Origin of the sequence: Rhizobium sp. SJZ105, from assembly GCF_007828365.1 — a bacterium.
GTDB lineage: Bacteria > Pseudomonadota > Alphaproteobacteria > Rhizobiales > Rhizobiaceae > Agrobacterium > Agrobacterium tumefaciens.
On the sequence record NZ_VIUP01000002.1, the window covers coordinates 342,390 to 361,816 of the forward strand.

General features: G+C 60.2%; 16 protein-coding genes. 10 read left to right on the forward strand and 6 right to left on the reverse strand.

The window, feature by feature from the left end; translation table 11 throughout:
- The 4 genes from FB593_RS10730 to FB593_RS10745 are packed head-to-tail and all read right to left on the reverse strand — an operon-like array spanning position 1 to position 4,556.
- Positions 1–1,014, reverse strand: coding sequence for an alpha-ketoacid dehydrogenase subunit beta (locus tag FB593_RS10730; RefSeq protein ID WP_013761697.1), 1,014 nt, complete (start codon positions 1,012–1,014; stop codon positions 1–3).
- A gap of 3 nt (positions 1,015–1,017) precedes the next feature.
- Positions 1,018–2,256, reverse strand: a complete 1,239-nt coding sequence (locus FB593_RS10735; protein WP_003511177.1) for a 3-methyl-2-oxobutanoate dehydrogenase (2-methylpropanoyl-transferring) subunit alpha — start codon at positions 2,254–2,256, stop codon at positions 1,018–1,020.
- A 44-nt stretch (positions 2,257–2,300) separates the two neighbouring features.
- Positions 2,301–3,428, reverse strand: a complete 1,128-nt coding sequence (locus FB593_RS10740) for an acyl-CoA dehydrogenase family protein (RefSeq protein WP_065704306.1) — start codon at positions 3,426–3,428, stop codon at positions 2,301–2,303.
- A 12-nt stretch (positions 3,429–3,440) separates the two neighbouring features.
- Positions 3,441–4,556, reverse strand: a complete 1,116-nt coding sequence (locus FB593_RS10745; RefSeq protein ID WP_065704532.1) for an acetyl-CoA C-acyltransferase — start codon at positions 4,554–4,556, stop codon at positions 3,441–3,443.
- Between the two features lie 230 nt (positions 4,557–4,786).
- Here FB593_RS10745 and FB593_RS10750 point away from each other — a divergent pair, with 230 nt between their 5' ends.
- The 8 genes from FB593_RS10750 (at position 4,787) to panB (ending at position 13,644) form a co-directional block, all read left to right on the forward strand.
- Positions 4,787–5,260, forward strand: coding sequence for an Lrp/AsnC family transcriptional regulator (locus FB593_RS10750; protein ID WP_003500312.1), 474 nt, complete (start codon positions 4,787–4,789; stop codon positions 5,258–5,260).
- 81 nt (positions 5,261–5,341) lie between these two features.
- On the forward strand, positions 5,342–6,514 hold the full coding sequence (locus FB593_RS10755) for an isovaleryl-CoA dehydrogenase (RefSeq protein WP_035199562.1): 1,173 nt from the start codon (positions 5,342–5,344) through the stop codon (positions 6,512–6,514).
- A gap of 8 nt (positions 6,515–6,522) precedes the next feature.
- Positions 6,523–8,124 carry a carboxyl transferase domain-containing protein gene (locus FB593_RS10760; protein ID WP_111795392.1) on the forward strand — a complete coding sequence of 534 codons (1,602 nt, stop codon included), beginning with the start codon at positions 6,523–6,525 and terminating at the stop codon, positions 8,122–8,124.
- A gap of 7 nt (positions 8,125–8,131) precedes the next feature.
- Positions 8,132–10,117, forward strand: coding sequence for an acetyl/propionyl/methylcrotonyl-CoA carboxylase subunit alpha (locus FB593_RS10765; RefSeq protein ID WP_145166553.1), 1,986 nt, complete (start codon positions 8,132–8,134; stop codon positions 10,115–10,117).
- Position 10,118: 1 nt separating this feature from the next.
- Positions 10,119–11,045 (forward strand): hydroxymethylglutaryl-CoA lyase, encoded by a 927-nt coding sequence (locus tag FB593_RS10770; RefSeq protein ID WP_113472749.1) that lies wholly within the window; start codon positions 10,119–10,121, stop codon positions 11,043–11,045.
- Positions 11,035–11,811, forward strand: coding sequence for an enoyl-CoA hydratase-related protein (locus FB593_RS10775; protein WP_145166554.1), 777 nt, complete (start codon positions 11,035–11,037; stop codon positions 11,809–11,811). Before FB593_RS10770 ends, FB593_RS10775 begins: the two co-directional genes overlap by 11 nt.
- 118 nt (positions 11,812–11,929) lie before the next feature.
- The gene (gene panC, locus FB593_RS10780) at positions 11,930–12,808 is read left to right on the forward strand and encodes a pantoate--beta-alanine ligase (protein ID WP_065687824.1); all 879 of its coding nucleotides are present in this window, start codon (positions 11,930–11,932) and stop codon (positions 12,806–12,808) included.
- Positions 12,805–13,644: a 3-methyl-2-oxobutanoate hydroxymethyltransferase gene (gene panB / locus FB593_RS10785; protein ID WP_145166555.1), complete on the forward strand. Its 840-nt coding sequence runs from the start codon at positions 12,805–12,807 to the stop codon at positions 13,642–13,644. The genes panC and panB overlap by 4 nt, the downstream gene beginning before the upstream one ends.
- A 201-nt stretch (positions 13,645–13,845) precedes the next feature.
- Here panB and rhaI read toward each other — a convergent pair whose 3' ends face one another.
- Together rhaI and FB593_RS10795 are read right to left on the reverse strand one after the other, a co-directional pair.
- Entirely contained in the window at positions 13,846–15,138 is a 1,293-nt protein-coding gene (rhaI, locus tag FB593_RS10790; protein ID WP_003511194.1) for an L-rhamnose catabolism isomerase, read from the reverse strand.
- A 100-nt stretch (positions 15,139–15,238) separates the two neighbouring features.
- Complete coding sequence (locus FB593_RS10795; protein WP_019564795.1) at positions 15,239–17,335, reverse strand: bifunctional rhamnulose-1-phosphate aldolase/short-chain dehydrogenase; 2,097 nt, start codon at positions 17,333–17,335, stop codon at positions 15,239–15,241.
- Between the two features lie 200 nt (positions 17,336–17,535).
- Between FB593_RS10795 and FB593_RS10800 the strand changes: the two genes are divergently transcribed.
- Complete coding sequence (locus FB593_RS10800; RefSeq protein WP_003511198.1) at positions 17,536–18,366, forward strand: DeoR/GlpR family DNA-binding transcription regulator; 831 nt, start codon at positions 17,536–17,538, stop codon at positions 18,364–18,366.
- Positions 18,367–18,414: 48 nt separating this feature from the next.
- Positions 18,415–19,425 carry a rhamnose ABC transporter substrate-binding protein gene (gene rhaS / locus FB593_RS10805; RefSeq protein WP_003511200.1) on the forward strand — a complete coding sequence of 337 codons (1,011 nt, stop codon included), beginning with the start codon at positions 18,415–18,417 and terminating at the stop codon, positions 19,423–19,425.
- The last annotated feature ends 2 nt before the right edge of the window (positions 19,426–19,427 follow it).

Sequence of the window (19,427 nt, forward strand, 5' to 3'; positions counted from 1 at the left end):
TCAGGCCTCCATGACTTCGACGAGAGCGCGCCCGACGCGGGCCGGCCCCGGAAAATAATCCCACTCCTGCGCGTGGGGATAAGGCGTATCCCAACCAGCCACACGGACGACCGGTGCTTCCAGATGATAGAAGCAGTGTTCCTGCACCAGCGACACGACTTCCGCGCCGAAGCCTGACGTGAGCGTTGCCTCATGCACCATGACGCAGCGGCCGGTCTTGGCAACGGACTTCACGATGGTGTCCAGATCGAGTGGCAAAAGGCTGCGCAGATCGATGATCTCGGCATCCACGCCCGTTTCTTCCGCTGCGGCGAGCGCAACATGCACCATGGTGCCGTAAGCGATGACAGTGACATCCTGCCCGGCGCGGCGGATTTCGGCCTTGCCGATCGGAATGGTGTAATGCCCTTCCGGCACCTCGCCCATCTCGTGCTTCGACCATGGCGTTACCGGCCGGTCGTGATGGCCGTCGAAGGGACCGTTATAAAGCCGCTTCGGCTCCAGAAACATCACCGGATCCGGGTCTTCGATCGAGGCGATCAGCAACCCCTTGGCGTCGTAAGGATTGGAGGGAACCACCACCTTTAGCCCGCAGACATGGGTAAAAAGCGCCTCCGGGCTCTGACTATGCGTCTGCCCGCCAAAAATGCCGCCGCCGGTCGGCATGCGCAGGACTATGGGGCAGGTGAAATCGCCATTGGAGCGATAACGAATGCGCGCCGCTTCCTGGGTGATCTGGTCATAGGCCGGGTACATGTAATCCGCGAACTGGATTTCGACGCAGGGGCGCAGGCCATAAGCGGCCATGCCGATGGCCGTGCCGACAATACCGGATTCGCTGATCGGCGCGTCGAAACAGCGGGTCTTGCCATATTTGCCCTGCAAGCCCTGCGTCGCACGAAACACGCCGCCGAAATAGCCCACATCCTCACCGAAAACCACCACATCGTCGCTGCGCTCCATGGACACATCCATGGCGCTGCGGACGGCTTCGATCATCGTCATTCTTGTCATGTCTCACCACCCTGCCTTCTGGCGCTGGCGGGCGAGATGCGGCGGCATCTCGGCGTAAACGCCCTCGAAAATATCCTTCTTTGGCGGCTTACGGCCCTCATGCAGCGTACCGTGGCTTTCCGCCTCACGCTGCGCCTCAAGCACCTCGTCGGCAATTTCCGCTTCCGCCTGCCGGTGCCGCTCCTCCGACCAGACGCCGCGCAGGATGAGATGTTTCTTCAACCGCAGAACCGGGTCACCCAGTGGCCATGCCTCGGACTCGGTCTTGGGGCGATAGGCGCTCGGATCGTCGGAAGTGGAATGCGCACCGACACGGTAGGTCACATATTCGATCAGCGTCGGTCCGAGATTGCGCCGCGCCCGCTCCACCGCCCAGCGTGCCACGGCATAAACGGCGAGATAATCGTTGCCGTCGACCCGGAGCGCCGGAATGCCGAAGCCCAGGCCTCTGGCCGCAAAGGTGCCGGAACCGCCGCGCGCGATACCCTGAAAGGTGGAAATGGCCCATTGGTTGTTGACGATGTTGAGTATGACCGGCGCCTTGTAGGTGGAGGCGAAGACCAGCGCCGAGTGGAAATCCGATTCCGCCGTTGAGCCGTCACCGATCCATGCTGCCGCGATCTTCGTATCGCCCTTGATGGCAGATGCCATCGCCCAGCCGACCGCCTGCACATATTGCGTGGCAAGATTGCCGGACACGGTGAAGAAGCCATGCTCCTTCGAGGAGTAAAGAACCGGCAATTGCCGCCCATGCAGCGGGTCCAGTTCGTTGGAATAGATCTGGTTCATCATGGTGACGAGCGGGTAATCGTCGGCGATCAGCAGACCCGCCTGCCGGTAGGTCGGGAAATTCATGTCGCCTTTGGAGAGCGCCTTGCGGAAGGCGCAACTGACCGCTTCCTCACCCAGATGCTGCATGTAAAAGGAGGTCTTGCCCTGCCGCTGTGCCATCAGCATGCGGGCATCGAAAGCCCGCAGCCGCATCATGTTCTTCAGGCCGACGAGCAAATCCTCATCCGAAAGCAGCCCGGCCCACGGGCCGACAGCCTCACCCTGATGATTGAGGACGCGGATGATGGAATAGGCCAGATCGCGCATGTCTTCAGGTGCTGCGTCCACCTCCGGGCGTGGCACGGAGCCGGCCTTGGGTATCTTCACATTGGAGAAATCCGGCTGGTCGCCTGGCCGCACCGCTGGTTCGGGAACATGCAGGCTGAGATGCGTGGTTTCGGTAATATCCATTCTACTCCTCCCATCGCCATCTCCTCCAGACGACGAAACAATTTTCAGAGGTTTCGCGCGATGACCATGCGCTGGACATCGCTGGTTCCCTCGTAAATCTGGCAGATGCGCACATCGCGATAGATCCGTTCCACCGGATAATCCGCCATGTAGCCGTAACCGCCGTGAATCTGGATGGCGTCCGAGCAGACACGCTCCGCCATTTCCGAGGCAAAGAGCTTGGCCATCGAGGCCTCCGAGAGGCAGGGCTCGCCCGCTTCCTTCAGCGCCGCCGCATGCAGCACCAGTTGCCGCGCCGCCGTTATGCGCGTTGCCATATCCGCAAGCCTGAACGCCACGGCCTGATGCTCGATGATGGCTTGCCCGAAGGCCTTGCGCTCGCGGGCATAATCCCGCGCCGCCTCGAAAGCCGCCTGCGCCATGCCAACCGCCTGTGCGGCAATGCCGATACGACCGCCTTCCAGATTGGCGAGCGCGATGCGATACCCCTGCCCCTCTTCACCGAGCCGCAATTCGGCTGGGACCGCCATGTCGGTAAAGGCAATCTGGCAGGTATCCGAAGAATGCAGACCGAGTTTTTCCTCGATCCTGATTACCTCGTAACCGGGCGTATCTGTCGGCACGATGAAGGCCGTGATACCTTTTTTGCCGGCAGCCGGATCGGTGATGGCAAAAACGATGATGACATCGCCGTTCTTGCCCGACGTGATGAACTGTTTTGCGCCGTCGATGATATAGCGGTCGCCATCGCGCCGCGCTTTTGTCTTCAGATTGGAGGCGTCGGAACCGGCCTGCGGTTCGGTCAGCGCAAAACCGCCGATCCATTCGCCGGAGGCGAGCTTGGGGAGGAAGCGCTGCTTCTGCTCTGCCGTGCCGAATTTCAGGATCGGCACGCAGCCAACCGAATTGTGGACGCTCATGATGGTGGAACAGGCGCCGTCACCGGCAGCGATTTCCTCCAGCGCCAGGGCGTAGGCGACAGCACCGGTTTCCGACCCGCCATAGTCCTCCGAGACCAGCATGCCGAGAAAGCCGAGTTCACCCATTTCTTTCAGCTCGTCTTTCGGGAACCGGCTTTCCCGGTCGCGCGCGGAAGCGCCGGGGGTGAGCCGCTCGCGGGCGAAATCGCGGGCCATGTCCCTGATCTGTTGCTGGGCTTCGTTCAGGATCATCTCCGCCTCCCTTCAGTGCCGCTCGACCGCAAGCGCAGTCGCCTCGCCGCCGCCGATGCAGACGGCGGCAACGCCGCGTTTCAGTCCGTGACGCTGCAAAGCGGCCAGCAACGTGACGACGATGCGTGCACCGGAAGCCCCGATGGGATGGCCGAGCGCGCAGGCGCCGCCATGCACATTCACCTTCTCATGTGGCAGATCGAGATCACGCATGGCCGCCATCACCACAACCGCGAAAGCCTCGTTGATTTCGAACAGATCGACATCCTTCGCCGACCAGCCGGTTTTTTCGAACAGCTTTGTCATCGCGCCGATGGGAGCCGTCGGATATCTGGCAGGTGCATCCGCATGGGATGCCTGACCGATAATGGTCGCCAGCGGTGAAAGGCCTCGTCTTTCCGCTTCGGAACGGCGCGTGACAACGAGAGCGGCTGCGCCATCCGAAATAGAACTGGAATTCGCCGCCGTCACCGTTCCGCCGTCGCGAAAGGCGGGCTTCAGCTGCGGTATCTTTTCCGGCTTTGCCTTCCCCGGCAACTCGTCCACGCCATCATCGCCAACAGGCGCGATTTCCGCTTCGAACGCACCTTCCTCTATGGCGCGTCGCGCCCGTTCCAGTGAGGCGAGCGCAAAATCATCCTGCATCGCGCGAGTGAATTGATACTCTTGCGCGCAATCTTCAGCAAAAGTCCCCATCAGCCTGCCCTTGTCATAGGCGTCTTCGAGACCGTCGAGAAACATGTGGTCGGTGAGCTTGCCGTGGCCAAGACGATAGCCGTTGCGGGCGCGGTCCAGCAGATAAGGGGCGTTGCTCATGCTTTCCATGCCACCTGCAAGCACGATGGAAGAGCTTCCCGCCGCAAGCTGGTCATGTGCCAGCATGATCGCTTTCATGCCCGAGCCACACATCTTGTTGATTGTTGTTGCGCCAACCGAGTTGGGAATGGCGGCGGCAATCGCTGCCTGTCTGGCAGGAGCCTGTCCCTGCCCGGCTGAGAGCACGCAGCCCATCAGCACATCGTCAATGTCAGCGGAAGAAATTGCAGCACGTTCGACGGCCGCGCGGATTGCCGCCGCCCCAAGATCGGACGCCGCCACCGATTTGAATTCGCCCTGGAACCCACCCATAGCAGTACGGGCGGCCCCGACGATAACGACAGGGTCATGCACAGCCAAATTCACCTCCCTTGGCCATCCTCCCACCGAGAGAACGACCGTCATCGCAATCTCCTCCAGACCGCGACTGACGTGAACGCTATCACTATCTCGAATTCATTTCAAAGCTATTTTGATTGACAGTTTTTTGATTGGCGATATCTTTGATCCAACAATTAGTCATATCATAGAGCAAATGATCCATGATTGAGCTCGACAGTTTCGACCAGAAGATTCTCCATGTGCTTGGCGATGACGGGCGTGTGAGCTGGCGCGATCTGGCAGCCCGGATCGGGCTTTCCTTCACGCCGACACTGCGCCGCGTGCGCAAGCTGGAAGAAGAAGGCATCATTCGCGGTTATACCGCCGTGTTCGATGAGAACCGGCTGCTCGGCAATATGGGCGTCTTCATTTCCGTCACGCTGGAACGGCAGATAAAGGAAGCGCTGACGACGTTCGAGCACCATGTCGCCTCCATTCCGGAAGTGGTGGGCGGCTACCAGACGAGCGGCAGTTCCGACTATCTCATTCATGCCATGGTGCGGGATCTACCGCATTATCAGCAGCTTCTGGATTTCCTGACCACGGTTCCCGGTGTGTCGCGCATCCAGTCCAATTTCGCCATCAAGACATTCGTGCGCCGTTCCGCCGCCTTCACCGGAGGTGACGCGCCATAAATGAGAGTTGCCAGCACGGAGGAGGTGCTGGCCGCTGACGAGAGGGACGGAGACAAATGGCCGTCCGGAGGAGGAGACGCGATGAGTTTGAACCTCGCCGCCATTTTCGATGCCGATCTCGGCCCGGAAATCGCAGCATTGCGCGACAGCGCAAGAGCATTCGCAGACGATGAAATAGCGCCGCTCGCAGCAGAAATCGATCGCAACGATCAGTTTCCGCGCCAGCTCTGGCCGCGGATGGGTGAACTCGGTCTGCACGGTATTACCGTTTCGGAGGAATTCGGCGGTGCTGACATGGGCTATCTCGCTCATTGCGTGGCGATGGAGGAGATAAGCCGCGCTTCCGCGTCCATCGGCCTGTCCTATGGCGCCCATTCCAACCTCTGCATCAACCAGATTCATCGCTGGGGAACGGAAGAGCAGAAGCGGCGATATCTGCCGAAGCTGGTGTCGGGCGAGCATGTCGGTTCGCTCGCCATGAGCGAGACGGAGGCCGGCTCGGATGTCGTCTCGATGCGGCTGAAGGCGGAACGTAAGGGCGACGTCTATGTGCTGAACGGCACAAAGATGTGGATCACCAACGGTCACGAGGCAGACACGCTGGTTGTCTACGCCAAGACGGACATGTCCGCCGGTGCGCGTGGCATCACGGCCTTTCTGATCGAAAAAGGCTTCAAGGGTTTTCGCCCCGCACAAAAACTCGACAAGCTTGGCATGCGCGGCTCACCCACCTCCGAACTGGTGTTTACGGATTGCGAGGTCCCGGAGGAAAACCTCCTCGGGCGCTTGAACGACGGCGTGACGGTGCTGATGAGCGGGCTTGATTACGAGCGCGCGGTGCTGGCTGCCGGCCCTGTTGGCATCATGCAGGCGGCTATCGATCTGGTGCTACCCTATGCGCGCGAGCGCAAGCAATTCGGCAAGCCGATCGGCGAATTCCAGCTGGTGCAGGGAAAGCTTGCCGATATCTATTCGGCCATGAACGCCTCCCGCGCCTATGTCTATGCCGTGGCGCGCGCCTGCGACAATGGCCGCATCACAAGGCAGGATGCGGCAGGTGCGATCCTGTTTGCCGCCGAGCGGGCGACGCGAGTTGCACTGGATGCAATCCAGCTTCTCGGCGGTTCCGGCTATGTCAATGAAAGTCCGGCCGGGCGGCTGCTTCGGGACGCCAAGCTTTATGAAATCGGCGCGGGCACCAGCGAAATCCGCCGGATGCTGATCGGCCGCGAACTGGTCAAAGGCAATGGGTGAGGAATGCGATGAAGCTTACATCCAGTCTGAACCGCGATCCTACCTTTTCCGCCAACGTCACCTTCATGTCGGGCCTGGTGGATGACCTGCGGCAGCATGTCGAAAAAATCTCCAAGGGCGGCGGCGACAAGGCGCGCGAACGGCATCTGTCACGCGGCAAATTGCTTGCGCGCGACCGGATAGAAGCACTGCTCGATCCCGGGAGTCCGTTTCTCGAATTCTCGCAATTCGCAGCATACGAGGTCTACGACGAACCCGTTCCGGCCGCCGGCATCGTCACCGGCATCGGCCGGGTCGCAGGCCGTGAATGCGTCATCGTGGCCAATGACGCGACGGTGAAAGGCGGCACCTATTATCCGCTGACGGTCAAGAAACATCTGCGCGCGCAAGAGATCGCTGCCGACAACCACCTGCCCTGCATTTATCTGGTCGATTCCGGCGGTGCGAACCTTCCCAATCAGGACGAGGTTTTTCCCGACCGCGATCATTTCGGCCGCATCTTTTACAATCAGGCCAATATGTCGGCGGCAGGCATCGCCCAGATCGCAGTCGTGATGGGAAGCTGTACGGCTGGTGGGGCCTATGTGCCGGCTATGAGCGACCAGTCCGTGATCGTCAAAAATCAGGGCACGATCTTCCTCGGCGGTCCGCCGCTGGTGAAGGCCGCAACGGGCGAAGTGGTGAGTGCGGAAGAACTGGGTGGCGCGGATGTGCATTCGCGGCAATCCGGCGTGACTGATCACTATGCCCACGATGACCGCCACGCGCTTTCGCTGACCCGAAGGATCGTCTCCACCCTCAACCGCCGCAAACGCGTGGAGCTGGATATTCGCGAACCCGCAGAACCGCTTTATCCATCGGAGGAGCTTTACGGCATCGTGCCCACCGATACGCGCAAGCCTTTCGAGGTGCGCGAGATCATCGCGCGTCTGGTGGATGGCTCCGAATTCGACGAGTTCAAGGCGCTTTATGGCACGACGCTTGTGTGCGGTTTCGCCCATATCCACGGTTATCCCGTCGGCATCGTCGCCAATAACGGCATTCTGTTTTCGGAATCGGCGCTGAAGGGCGCGCATTTCATCGAACTCTGCTGCCAGCGCGGCATTCCCCTGGTTTTCCTGCAGAACATAACCGGCTTCATGGTCGGCAAGGCCTATGAGGCCGATGGTATCGCCAAGGATGGCGCCAAGCTCGTTACGGCCGTTGCATCGGCTAAAGTGCCGAAATTCACCGTCATTATCGGCGGCTCCTTCGGTGCGGGCAATTACGGCATGTGCGGGCGCGCCTATTCGCCGCGCTTTTTGTGGATGTGGCCGAATGCGCGCATTTCCGTCATGGGCGGCGAGCAGGCGGCATCCGTTCTGGCGCAAATCCGGCGCGACGGCATCGAGGCGGATGGCCGCCACTGGTCCAAGGAGGGCGAGGAGGCGTTCAAACAGCCGATCCGGGAAAAATACGAGCGGGAAGGTCACCCCTATTATGCCAGTGCAAGGCTGTGGGACGATGGCATCATCGACCCGAAGGACACCCGCCTCGTGCTCGGCCTTGGCCTGTCGGCCGCGCTGAACGCGCCGATTGAACCCACCCGTTTCGGCATATTCAGGATGTGAGGCGACGATGTTCTCAAAAATACTGATCGCCAACCGCGGCGAAATCGCCTGCCGGATCATCCGCACCGCCCGCAAGATGGGCATCCGCACCGTCGCGGTCTATTCGGATGCCGACCGCGACGCCATGCATGTGGCGCTGGCCGACGAGGCCATTGCGATCGGTCCTGCACCTGCCCGCTCGTCGTATCTCGATGCTGAAAAGATCATCGCCGCCGCACAGGCAAGCGGCGCGCAAGCCATTCATCCCGGTTACGGTTTTCTCTCGGAGAATGCCGGTTTCGCCGAAGCCTGCGCCTCTGCCGGCATCATTTTCATCGGCCCGACACCCGATGCCATCCGCGCCATGGGCGGAAAAAGCGAGGCGAAGGCGCTTATGGCGCAGGCGGGCGTTCCCGTGGTGCCCGGCTATCACGGCGAGGATCAGGCCGACGAAAAGCTTGCCGGCGAGGCAGAAGCCATCGGCTATCCGGTTTTACTCAAGGCTTCAGCTGGCGGCGGTGGCAAGGGCATGCGCATTGTCCGTGAAAAGCGTGAATTTGCGGCAGAGCTCGCCGGCGCAAAACGCGAAGCGCTCGCCGCCTTCGGCAATGACCGTATGCTGATCGAGAAATATCTGGAACGGCCGCGACATGTGGAGGTGCAGGTCTTTGCCGATGGCCATGGCAATTGTCTTTCGCTTTTCGAGCGCGATTGCTCGATCCAGCGCCGGCACCAGAAAGTCATAGAGGAGGCCCCTGCCCCCGGCCTGCCCGATACGCTCAGGCAACGCATGTACAACGCGGCGGTCGCCGCCGCCCGCGCCATCGACTATCGCGGGGCAGGAACGGTGGAGTTCCTGCTCGACCCGTCCGGCGCGTTCTATTTCATGGAAATGAACACGAGGCTTCAGGTCGAGCATCCGGTCACGGAATATATTACCGGGCTCGATCTGGTCGAATGGCAGATCCGTGTTGCGAATGGAGAGGCGCTGCCGGACGACTGGGGCAATCTGCGCATCAACGGCCATGCCATCGAGGCACGGATTTACGCCGAAGACCCGGCGCATGATTTTCTGCCGTCAATTGGCACGGTCAGCCACCTCGCCTTTCCGGAAGAAGGACCTCACCTTAGGATAGATAGCGGCATACGCACCGGCGACGCCATCAGCGTGCACTATGATCCGATGATCGCCAAGCTGATCGTCTGGGACTACGACCGTCCGTCTGCCGTGCGGCGTCTGCGTCTTGCACTTGAAAAACTGGCGATTTGCGGCGTCACCAGCAATGCCGCCTTTCTGACACGGCTTGCGGGGCTGGACGCTTTCGCCGCCGCCGAACTCGATACCGGCTTCATAGCCCGCAACGAAGCGGCGCTTTTTGCCCCCGGAGCCACGAGCGAGAACGAAATAGCTTTGGCCACGCTCGGCCTGCTTCTCTCACGCCGGAACGGGGCCAAGCCGCAGGCCGATCCTTATAGCCCTTGGAACAATACGAACTCTTTCCGCCTCAATGCGCCAGCGAGGGAAACCTTGCGTTTCGTCCTGGATCAACAGCCGGTCGATGTCGCCGTTACACATGAGCCAGATGGTTTTTCACTGGAGATCGGCACGCGGGCAATCCGCGCTCATGGCAGCATCTCACAAGACGGCGCACTGCGGGCGACCGTCGATGGCAGGCAAAGGCAGTGCCGTTTCTTTGCCAGCGATAACGGCCACGCGCTTTTTCTGGATGGCGAGCACTATCGCATCAGCCAGCCCGACCCGGTCGATGTAGCGGATACCTCCAACCATACCGGCGGTCTGGAAGCCCCGATGCCCGGCGTCATCCGCGCCATTCTAAGCCAGCAGGGCGCAGCGGTTGAGGCCGGTGACGCGCTTGTGGTGATGGAGGCGATGAAAATGGAGCACACTATCCGTGCGCCAGCAAAAGGCACCGTCACCGCCATCAACTGCGCCGAAGGTAATATGGTCGAAGCCGGCGCCATGCTGGTGGATTTCGAACCGGAGGGCGCATGAGATGGCCTTGCCCAAAACCGTCAAGATCGTCGAGGTCGGCGCACGTGATGGCCTGCAAAACGAAACTGCTGAGGTTCCCACCGCCATCAAGATCAGGTTGATCGAGCGGCTGGCTGCGGCCGGATTGGCGGCGGTGGAGGCGGGAGCCTTCGTTTCGCCAAAAAAAGTTCCGCAAATGGCAGGGTCGAAGGAGGTGCTTCTAGGCCTCAAACGACATCCCAATACCGCCTATCCGGCGCTCGTTCCTAATATCAAGGGTTTCGAGGCCGCCGTTGAAGCCGGTGTGACGGAGATAGCCGTTTTCGTGTCCGCATCCGAAGGCTTCAGCCAGCACAATATCGCCTGTTCGCGCGCCGAAAGCCTCGAGCGCCTGCGCGATGTTTCGGAGGCAGCGGCCAGCCGTAACATCCGCATGCGCGGCTATGTCTCCTGCATCGCCGGTTGCCCCTATGACGGCGCGGTCGCACCCGAAGATGTGGCGGCGATGGCCGAAGCGCTTGTCGCCATGGGATGCTACGAAATCTCGCTCGGCGATACGATTGGTGTCGGCACTGCCGGGCAAATCCGCAAGCTCATACAACATGTATCGACCCGCATCCCGTGCGAAAAACTCGCCATGCATTTCCACGACACCTATGGCCAGGGCGTCGCCAATGTGTTGGCTTCGCTTGAGGAAGGTATTTGTGTGTTCGACAGTTCCGTGGCCGGGCTCGGCGGTTGCCCCTTTGCGCCGGGCGCAAGCGGCAATGTCGCCACCGAAGACGTTGTTTATCTGCTGCACGGGCTTGGCATCAAAACCGGCATCGACCTGATGGCGGTGGCGAGAACGGGAGACTGGATAAGTCGACATCTCGGCAGGGCAAATGCGTCACGCGCCGGTAAGGCACTTCTTGCCGTAAAGATGGAGGATAATGCACATGGTGGGTGAGTTGTTGAGCGAGAAGCGCAAGGACGTTCTGTGGCTGACGCTTAACCGGCCGGACGTCCACAACGCCATGAACGCCGCGATGACGGACGGCTTGACGCATGCGATCCGGACGGCCTCCAGCGACGGCGACCTGCGTGCCGTGGTGATAACGGCGGCGGGCGACCGTAGCTTCTGCTCAGGGGCCGATCTGAAGGAAAGCGCTGGTGGCATGTTCCTCTCGCGAGACGGAACGAACCCCATCGCCAATGTGATGCGCGCTATCGAGACCTGCAACAAAATCGTCATCGCCCGCGTCAATGGCCGGGTGCTGGCGGGTGGGCTAGGCCTTATCGCGGCCTGCGATCTCGCTTATGCCGCCGATCATGCTGAGTTCGGCCTGCCGGAAGTTCGCGTCGGGCTTTTCCCGGCCATGGTGGCGGCGAAACTTCTGGCCAAAATACCGCTGAGCCGCCTCCACGAAATGGCCTATCTGGGGCAACCGGTCACCGCCGCAGAAGCCGAAGGGATCGGCCTCATCAACCGCACGGCGCCACATGCCGAACTCGATGGCGTGATCGAGGGGGTACTCGCCCGCTTGCGGCAGAACGCGCCGGGCGCAGTCTCCGCCGGAAAGGCAGCGCTGCTGACGATGCGCGACATGCCGGCCAGTGAACGGCTCGCCTTTGCCGAAAGCGTCATCGCGAAGATCAGCAGCAGCGAGGAGGCGCGCGAAGGCAGAGACGCCTTCGCTGGAAAACGCCCGCCGCTCTGGGCTGGCGGGTCCTGAACCACCGCTCAAGGTCTTAATCGATATAATGCCCGCAGCCGCGTTGACCCCGTTCGGCAAATCGAGTTCTATCCACCACCTTTCGCCGGAGGGCGATCGGGGAGCTGGAGGAGAACCTATGCGCCTTGTAAAAACCGTCGCCGAGTTGCGCGGTCTGACCGCCAAGTTTCGTCGCGATGGCAAGACCGTCGGCTTCGTGCCGACCATGGGTTTTTTGCATATCGGCCATCTGACGCTGGTTGCCAGGGCGAAAGCGGAGAACGACGTGACGGTGGTCTCGATCTTCGTCAATCCGCTGCAATTTGGAGCCAATGAGGATCTTGCCCGTTACCCCCGCGATCTCGCCCGCGATAGCGCGCTGCTGGAAGAGGCAGGTGTCGACATTCTTTTCGCACCCGAGGTTACGGAGATGTATCCGCGCCCGATGCAGACCGTGGTGGATGTGCCGGAACTGGGAAGCCAGTTGGAAGGTGCGGTACGGCCGGGGCATTTTGCCGGGGTTACGACTGTTGTCACCAAGCTTTTTAATCTCGTGCAGCCGGGTGCCGCCTATTTCGGTGAAAAGGACTACCAGCAGGTAACGCTGATCCGGCGCATGGTGGACGATCTCGCCCAGCCAGTCCGCGTCGTTCCCGTCGCCACCGTACGTGAGGCGGATGGGCTCGCCTGCTCCTCGCGCAATGTCTACCTGAGCCTTGAAGAGCGTGCCGCCGCCGTAATTGTGCCGCGCGCGCTTGATGAGGCCGAGCGGCTGTACGATGAGGGCTGCGACGACCCGGCCACTTTAGAAGCGGCGATAGAAAAATTCATCGCCAAGGAGAAGCTGGCGTTGCCCGAAGTCGTGGCGGTGCGCGATCCCGACACGCTGGCCCCCGTGGTTTCGCTGCAGGCGGGGCCTGTGCTGGTGGCACTGTTCGTGCGGGTCGGCAACACCCGCCTTCTCGACAACCGCGTCATCGGACGTGATAAAACCGGCAAACAGGAGGCTGCACGATGAGCACGCACGCGAAACAGAAGCGGCTGACGACAGCCTCCATCAAGCAAATGAAAGGCGGTGCGCGCATCGTCTGCCTCACCGCCTATACGACGCCGATTGCCCGCCTGCTCGATCCGCATTGCGACCTGCTGCTGGTTGGCGATTCAGTCGGCATGGTACTTTATGGCATGGACACGACGGTCGGCGTCACCCTGGATATGATGATCGCCCACGGCCGCGCCGTCATGCGTGGTGTGGAACACGCCTGCGTCATCGTCGATCTCCCCTTCGGGACCTATCAGGAATCAAAGGAACAGGCGTTCCGCAACGCAGTGCGACTGATGCAGGAAACCGGCTGTGATGGCGTGAAGCTGGAAGGCGGTGAGGAAATGGCCGAAACCATCGCCTTTCTCGTGGCGCGCGGCATTCCGGTGTTCGGCCATGTCGGGCTGATGCCGCAGCTGGTCCACACCGCCGGAGGTTTTCGCTCTCTTGGGCATTCAGATGCGGAAACGCAGAAAATCTGGCGCGATGCGATTGCGGTCGATCAGGCCAGTGCTTTCGCCATTGTCGTGGAAGGTACCGTCGAGCCGCTTGCGCGCGAATTGACCGAAAAACTCTCCGTCCCGACTGTCGGCATCGGCGCATCACCGGCCTGCGATGGGCAGGTGCTGGTTTCCGACGACATGCTCGGTCTCTTCACCGATTTCAAACCGAAATTCGTCAAACGTTTCGCCGATCTGGGTGCGACCGTTTCACAGGCAGCGGCAGGTTATGCCGAAGAGGTGCGCTCCGGTGCGTTTCCGGGGCCGGAGCATACGTTTCAGGTCCGCAGGCAATCGCCTTCCGGGGAGTGAGGGAACGGCGCAGAGGAGTTGGTGAGGTGGTGACGGACACCTTCACCTTCGTCACGCTCGGGCTTGTCCCGAGCATCTGCTACCTATCTATTTTGTGAAATGTCGGCAGATCCTCGGCACAAGGCCGAGGATGACGTCGCGTTTGCGGCAAGGTTTGTAAGTAGGCTCGGCTTCTCCGCCTATCCCCTCAAACCCCAACCCCTAAACAATCCCGCCGCTGCCGCCGACCGAAGCCGGGCGTTCCGCCGCAACCCGTTTGCGATAACCACTCGCCCGGTAGGTGGCAACAGGATCGATCGCGCCGCCCGCCAACTGCCTTGCTTTAGCGAGAACCGGCTCGACATCGGTGCGATAGGCCCGTTTCAGCGTATCGGAGGCCATCAACGCATCGTTGTCTTGCTGGTAGCCATCCAAAGCCGCGCGATCCACCAGCAGCGCCTGCGCATAGGCGCGGCGGATTTCGTTGGCACTGGAAATCAGGCTTTCGATTGGGTCGGTCACATTGTGCGACTGGTCGATCATATGGGCGGGATGGAAGCCCTTCACGCCACGATGTTCGGCATCTACCAGCTCGTTGAAGACGAGGAACAGGCGGTAAGGCTCGATGGAGCCGGCATCCAGATCGTCATCGCCATATTTCGAATCGTTGAAGTGGAAGCCACCGAGCTTGCCGAACTGGATGAGCCGGGAGACGATCATCTCGATATTGGTGTTCGGCGCATGGTGACCGAGATCAACGAGGCAGAACGCCTTTTCACCGAGCGTATTGGCGATGAGGTAGTTGGTGCCCCAATCCTGCACGACGGTGGAATAGAAAGCAGGCTCGAACATCTTGTGTTCGGAAAAGATGCGCCAGTCATCCGGCAGCGCCTTGTAGATATCGGCCATGGCCGCGAGATAGCGCTCGAAACTTCTGGTGAAATTGCTCTGGCCGGGGAAGTTGGAACCATCGCCCACCCACACCGTCAGCGCCTTGGAACCAATGGCTTTACCGATCTCGATACATTCGATGTTGTGCTCCACGGCTTGGCCCCGCGTTGCGGCATCGGTGTGGCTGAGCGAACCGTATTTGTAGGAATGGCTCTGATCCGGTGCATCCGAGAAGGTATTGGAATTCATGGCGTCGAAGCCGAGACCTAGCGTGTCGGCATGGTCCTTCAAACGCTTCGGGTCCTGCTTGTCCCACGGAATATGCAGGGAGACATTCGGGGTCGCCCGTGTCAGCTGGTTGATGACGGCGCAATCATCCAGCTTGTCAAAAATGCCGCGGGGCTCACCTTCGCCCGGAAAGCGGGCGAAACGGGTGCCGCCGGTGCCGACACCCCAGGATGGAACAGCGACGAAGAATTCCGCGACCTTGGCGGTGACAGCATCGATATCGATGTTGCGGCGCGCAAGCTGGTTGCCCAGCGCATCGTAGTCGTCCTTCAGCGCGGCGGCGCGCTTGTCGTTTTCGGCCGCGATCACATCGGCGGCGATTTTGGTGTCGGTCATCTCTTCCTCCCCGGAATCGGTCCAGTGCATGCTCGATCATCGCCCCCTCCGTCATTCCGGCATTCAGCCGGGATGACGGAGGTGAGACGTGCCGAAATTCCTACCGCGTAAAGCTCTGCGCATTGCCGGCATCGACATTGATGATATTGCCGGTTGATTTGGCCGACGCGTCGGACGCCAGGAAGTAGATCGCTTCGGCGATGTCTTCCGGGAACACATTGAGCTTCAGCATAGAGCGCTTGCGGTAATGTTCCTCCAGATCGGTCACCTCGATCTTCGACGAGGCCGCGCGCTGCTCGCGCCACTCGCCGTTCCAGATCTTCGAACCGCGCAGAACGGCATCGGGATTGACGGTGTTGACGCGAATGCCGGCTTCCGCCCCTTCCAGAGCAAGGCAACGGGCAAGATGGATTTCAGCCGCCTTGGCCGTGCAATAGGCAGAAGCATTGGGCGAAGAGGCAAGACCGTTTTTAGAGGCGACGAACACCACGTTGCCGCCGAGATTTTGACGCCTGAGTAGCCGGAATGCTTCTCGCGACACGAGGAAATAACCCGTCGCGAGAATATCGATATTCTTGTTCCACATGGCAAGCGTCGTGTCTTCCACCGGTGCAGACGAGGCGATGCCGGCATTGGAGACGAGAATATCCACGCCGCCAAATTCCACGCTCGCTTCCGCAAATGCGGAAATGACCGCGTCTTCCTGCGTCACATCCAGCTTGACGCTGCGCACCGCATCAGCACTGTAGCGCTTCGCGAAATCGCCCTTGGCCGCCTCCAGCGCCGCCTCGTCAATATCGGCGAGAACAACGCAGGCGCCCTCCGCTGCCAGCCTTTCCGCCGTCGCCCGGCCGATGCCGCCGGCGCCACCGGTGACAAAGGCCACGCGTCCGGCAAGGCTTTTCGGCTTCGGCATGCGCTGCAGCTTTGCCTCTTCCAGCAGCCAATATTCGATATCGAAGGCTTCCTGTTCGGGTAGGCCCTGATATTCGGACACGGTGGAAGCGCCGCGCATGACGTTAATGGCGTTGACGTAAAATTCACCGGCGATACGTGCGGTTGCCTTGTCCTTGGCGAAGGACAGCATGCCGACACCGGGGATCAGGAAAATCACCGGGTTCGGGTCGCGCATATCAGGCGAATTATCATGGCGGCACGCCTCATAATATCTGACGTAGTCGGCGCGGTAGGCCTCCAGCGCCTTGTCGAGACCGGCTGTCAGCGCATCCACATCGGGATTTGCCGTATCGAGATCGAGGATCAGCGGGCGGATTTTCGTGCGCAGGAAATGATCCGGGCAGGAGGTGCCGAGATTTCCGAGCGGCTTCAGATCCTTCGAATTGACGAATTCCAGAACCGCGTCCTGATCATCGAAATGGCCGAGCTTGCGCTCCTCGCGGCCGATCCGACCACGGATTTCCGGCATCAACCGTGCTGCAATCGCGCGGCGTTCGGCAAGTGGCAGGCTCCTGGCAACGGCACCGCCGAAAATCGTCTTGCCTTCGGTCTTGGCCGCAAACCATTCGATCGCCTTGTTGATAATGGCGAGCGTCAGTTCGTAACATGTCTTGGCGTCGTTATCCCAGGTGAACAGACCGTGGCTTTCCAGCACAACGCCCTTGGCCTCGGGGTTGGCTTTTACGAAAGCCTCGAGATCGAGACCCAGTTGGAAACCGGGACGGCGCCAGGGAAGCCAGCCGATGTCATCGCCAAAGATCTGCTGCGTCAGTTCTTTCGAATTTTTGGAGGCGGCAATCGCGATGATCGCATCCGGATGCATGTGATCGACATGATCAAAAGGCACGAAACCGTGCAGCGGCGTATCGATGGAGGCGGCGCGTGGGTTGAGGTTGAAAGTGCAATGCGGCAGGAAGCCGACCATGCGGTCCTCATCCTCGACACCCTTGTAAATGCCCTTTAGCGCTTCCAGCTTGTCGAGATAAAGCGTCGCAAAACCATCGAGCTTGATGGTACCGACATCGCCGCCGGACCCTTTAACCCACATGACGCGGACTTTCTCGCCCGTCAGCGGATCGGTTTCGAGCACCTTCGCGGATGTGTTTCCGCCGCCGTAATTGGTGATGCGCTTGTCGGCGCCAAGCAGATTGGAGCGATAAAGCAGCTTGCCAGGCTCATCGAGCGTTTTGGCATAGGCATCGTCCCAACGGCTTTCGAGAAGGCGGGATTTTCCCGTCATGTCTTCCTCCCAAGTCAAGTCTGCATTCGCGGTGCCGATATCGGCCCGCCTCCGTTGACGGCAGATATCGCGCATACAAAAGCATAATGTCAATCAAAAACGATCATAAATTTTCATGCTGCAGCGCGATATTGATTAATTTGATCGTTCTTGATTGACAACGTAAAGAGATTGCGAATAATCACAATCAGGAGGACCACATGCACGAACGCGAACGCCATCGCATCATCTTAAGCGCCACACAGGAAAAAGCTGTCGTGACGGTGCAGGATATTGCCGAACTGACGGATGCGTCGGAAGCAACGATCCGCCGGGATATCGCGTCCCTGCATGTTCAGGGAAAGTTACGACGCGTGCGTGGCGGTGCCGAAGCGGTGCATCCACCGCAGTTGGGCAATCTGGCCGCGCGACCGTTCCGCGTGTCCGAATCGGTCAACATCGACAAGAAACGCGCAATTGCGCGCAAGGCGGTTGATCTCTGTAATGACGGTGATGCGATCATCCTGAATGGTGGGACGACCACATTCCAGATGGTGCACTACATGGCGGCGCGCCGGCTGCAGGTGATGACCAATTCCTTCGCGATTGCGGAGCATCTGGTCAAACATTCCAAATGCAATGTCAGCGTGCCGGGTGGCGCGATCTATCGCGATCAAAGCCTCATCCTGTCGCCCTTCGAAAACGATGCCATCCGCAATTTTTACGCAAGACGAATTTTTCTCGGCGCGCAGGGCATCGGCGCACTCGGCATCATGGAATCGGACGCGCTGGTGATCCAGAGCGAGCAGAAGCTGATGCGGCAGGCGGAAGAGCTGATCGTGATGGTCGATTCCTCGAAATTCAAAAAACGATCCAGCCTGATTTTATGCCCACTCGAAAACGTCTCGACCATCATCACCGATGACGGGATTTCGGATGAGGCGGCGCGGATGGTTGAAAATGCCGGCGTCGAATTGCTGATCGCCGGCGCAGCGGGGGATGGCAAGATAGCCAACCCGCCTGATGAGGAGGATTCCTCTTCGGTCGCTTGAGGAAGCACCGAAGAGAGGAACAGGTTCAAAAACGGGAGGAAAAGGAACATGAAACTTACACGCAGAACATTGACGAGCGTCCTGGCACTTAGCGCGGCGCTCTCCGTCGCGGGTCTTGGCGGCGTTGCCCAGGCAGCCGATGTGAAGATCGCGCTGGTGGTCAAATCACTTGGCAACGGCTTTTTCGAAGCCGCCAACAAGGGCGCGCAGGAGGCTGCAAAAGACCTCGGTGGCGTCGAGATCATCTATACGGGCCCGACCAGCACCACTGCGGAAGGCCAGATCGAGGTCATCAATTCGCTGATCGCGCAGGGCGTGGATGCCATCGCTATTTCCGCCAATGACCCGGACGCCGTAGTTCCGGCGCTGAAAAAGGCGGCGCAGCGCGGCATCAAGGTCATCTCTTGGGATTCCGGCGTGGCACCTGAAGGCCGCATTCTGCAGCTCAACCCCTCGTCCAACGCGCTGATCGGCAAGATGTGCCTGCAGCTTGCCGCATCGCACCTGGAAGGCGGCAAGGGCGATTTCGCCATCCTTTCGGCCACCACCACCTCCACGAACCAGAATATCTGGATCGATGAGATGAAGAAGCAGCTGAAGGACTTCCCCGGCCTCAACCTCGTTACCACCGTTTATGGTGACGACCTTGCCGACAAGAGCTACCGCGAAGCACAGGGCCTGCTTTCCTCCCATCCTGATGTGAAGGTCATCGTCGCACCGACGACGGTTGGCGTTCTTGCGGCCTCTCAGGCCGTGAAGGATGCGGGCAAGATCGGCAAGGTCTTTGTGACGGGCCTTGGCCTGCCCTCGGAGATGGCTGGCGCCATCAAATCAGGCGCAACCAAGGAATTCGCCATCTGGAACCCGATCGACCTCGGTTATTCCGCCACCCAGATTGCCTACCGCCTTGTGAAGGGTGAAGCAGACGGCAAACCGGGCTCGGAAATCGAAGCCGGCCGCATGGGCAAGATCAAGGTCGGCGAAAATAGCGAAGCGGCCATGGCCGATCCCTTCATTTATGACGCCAAGAACATCGATCAGTTCTCGAAGATTTTCTGATC

What these genes read in the sequence shown, in the direction of transcription:
- rhaI (WP_003511194.1), bottom strand. Translation starts at nt 15,138, where the DNA reads ATGACCGACACCAAAATCGCCGCCGATGTGATCGCGGCCGAAAACGAC.
- FB593_RS10775 (WP_145166554.1), top strand. Translation starts at nt 11,035, where the DNA reads ATGGTGGGTGAGTTGTTGAGCGAGAAGCGCAAGGACGTTCTGTGGCTG.
- FB593_RS10735 (WP_003511177.1), bottom strand. Translation starts at nt 2,256, where the DNA reads ATGGATATTACCGAAACCACGCATCTCAGCCTGCATGTTCCCGAACCA.
- FB593_RS10770 (WP_113472749.1), top strand. Translation starts at nt 10,119, where the DNA reads ATGGCCTTGCCCAAAACCGTCAAGATCGTCGAGGTCGGCGCACGTGAT.
- FB593_RS10730 (WP_013761697.1), bottom strand. Translation starts at nt 1,014, where the DNA reads ATGACAAGAATGACGATGATCGAAGCCGTCCGCAGCGCCATGGATGTG.
- FB593_RS10795 (WP_019564795.1), bottom strand. Translation starts at nt 17,335, where the DNA reads ATGACGGGAAAATCCCGCCTTCTCGAAAGCCGTTGGGACGATGCCTAT.
- FB593_RS10740 (WP_065704306.1), bottom strand. Translation starts at nt 3,428, where the DNA reads ATGATCCTGAACGAAGCCCAGCAACAGATCAGGGACATGGCCCGCGAT.
- FB593_RS10755 (WP_035199562.1), top strand. Translation starts at nt 5,342, where the DNA reads ATGAGTTTGAACCTCGCCGCCATTTTCGATGCCGATCTCGGCCCGGAA.
- panC (WP_065687824.1), top strand. Translation starts at nt 11,930, where the DNA reads ATGCGCCTTGTAAAAACCGTCGCCGAGTTGCGCGGTCTGACCGCCAAG.
- FB593_RS10745 (WP_065704532.1), bottom strand. Translation starts at nt 4,556, where the DNA reads ATGGGTGGGTTCCAGGGCGAATTCAAATCGGTGGCGGCGTCCGATCTT.
- FB593_RS10760 (WP_111795392.1), top strand. Translation starts at nt 6,523, where the DNA reads ATGAAGCTTACATCCAGTCTGAACCGCGATCCTACCTTTTCCGCCAAC.
- FB593_RS10800 (WP_003511198.1), top strand. Translation starts at nt 17,536, where the DNA reads ATGCACGAACGCGAACGCCATCGCATCATCTTAAGCGCCACACAGGAA.
- FB593_RS10750 (WP_003500312.1), top strand. Translation starts at nt 4,787, where the DNA reads ATGATTGAGCTCGACAGTTTCGACCAGAAGATTCTCCATGTGCTTGGC.
- FB593_RS10765 (WP_145166553.1), top strand. Translation starts at nt 8,132, where the DNA reads ATGTTCTCAAAAATACTGATCGCCAACCGCGGCGAAATCGCCTGCCGG.
- rhaS (WP_003511200.1), top strand. Translation starts at nt 18,415, where the DNA reads ATGAAACTTACACGCAGAACATTGACGAGCGTCCTGGCACTTAGCGCG.
- panB (WP_145166555.1), top strand. Translation starts at nt 12,805, where the DNA reads ATGAGCACGCACGCGAAACAGAAGCGGCTGACGACAGCCTCCATCAAG.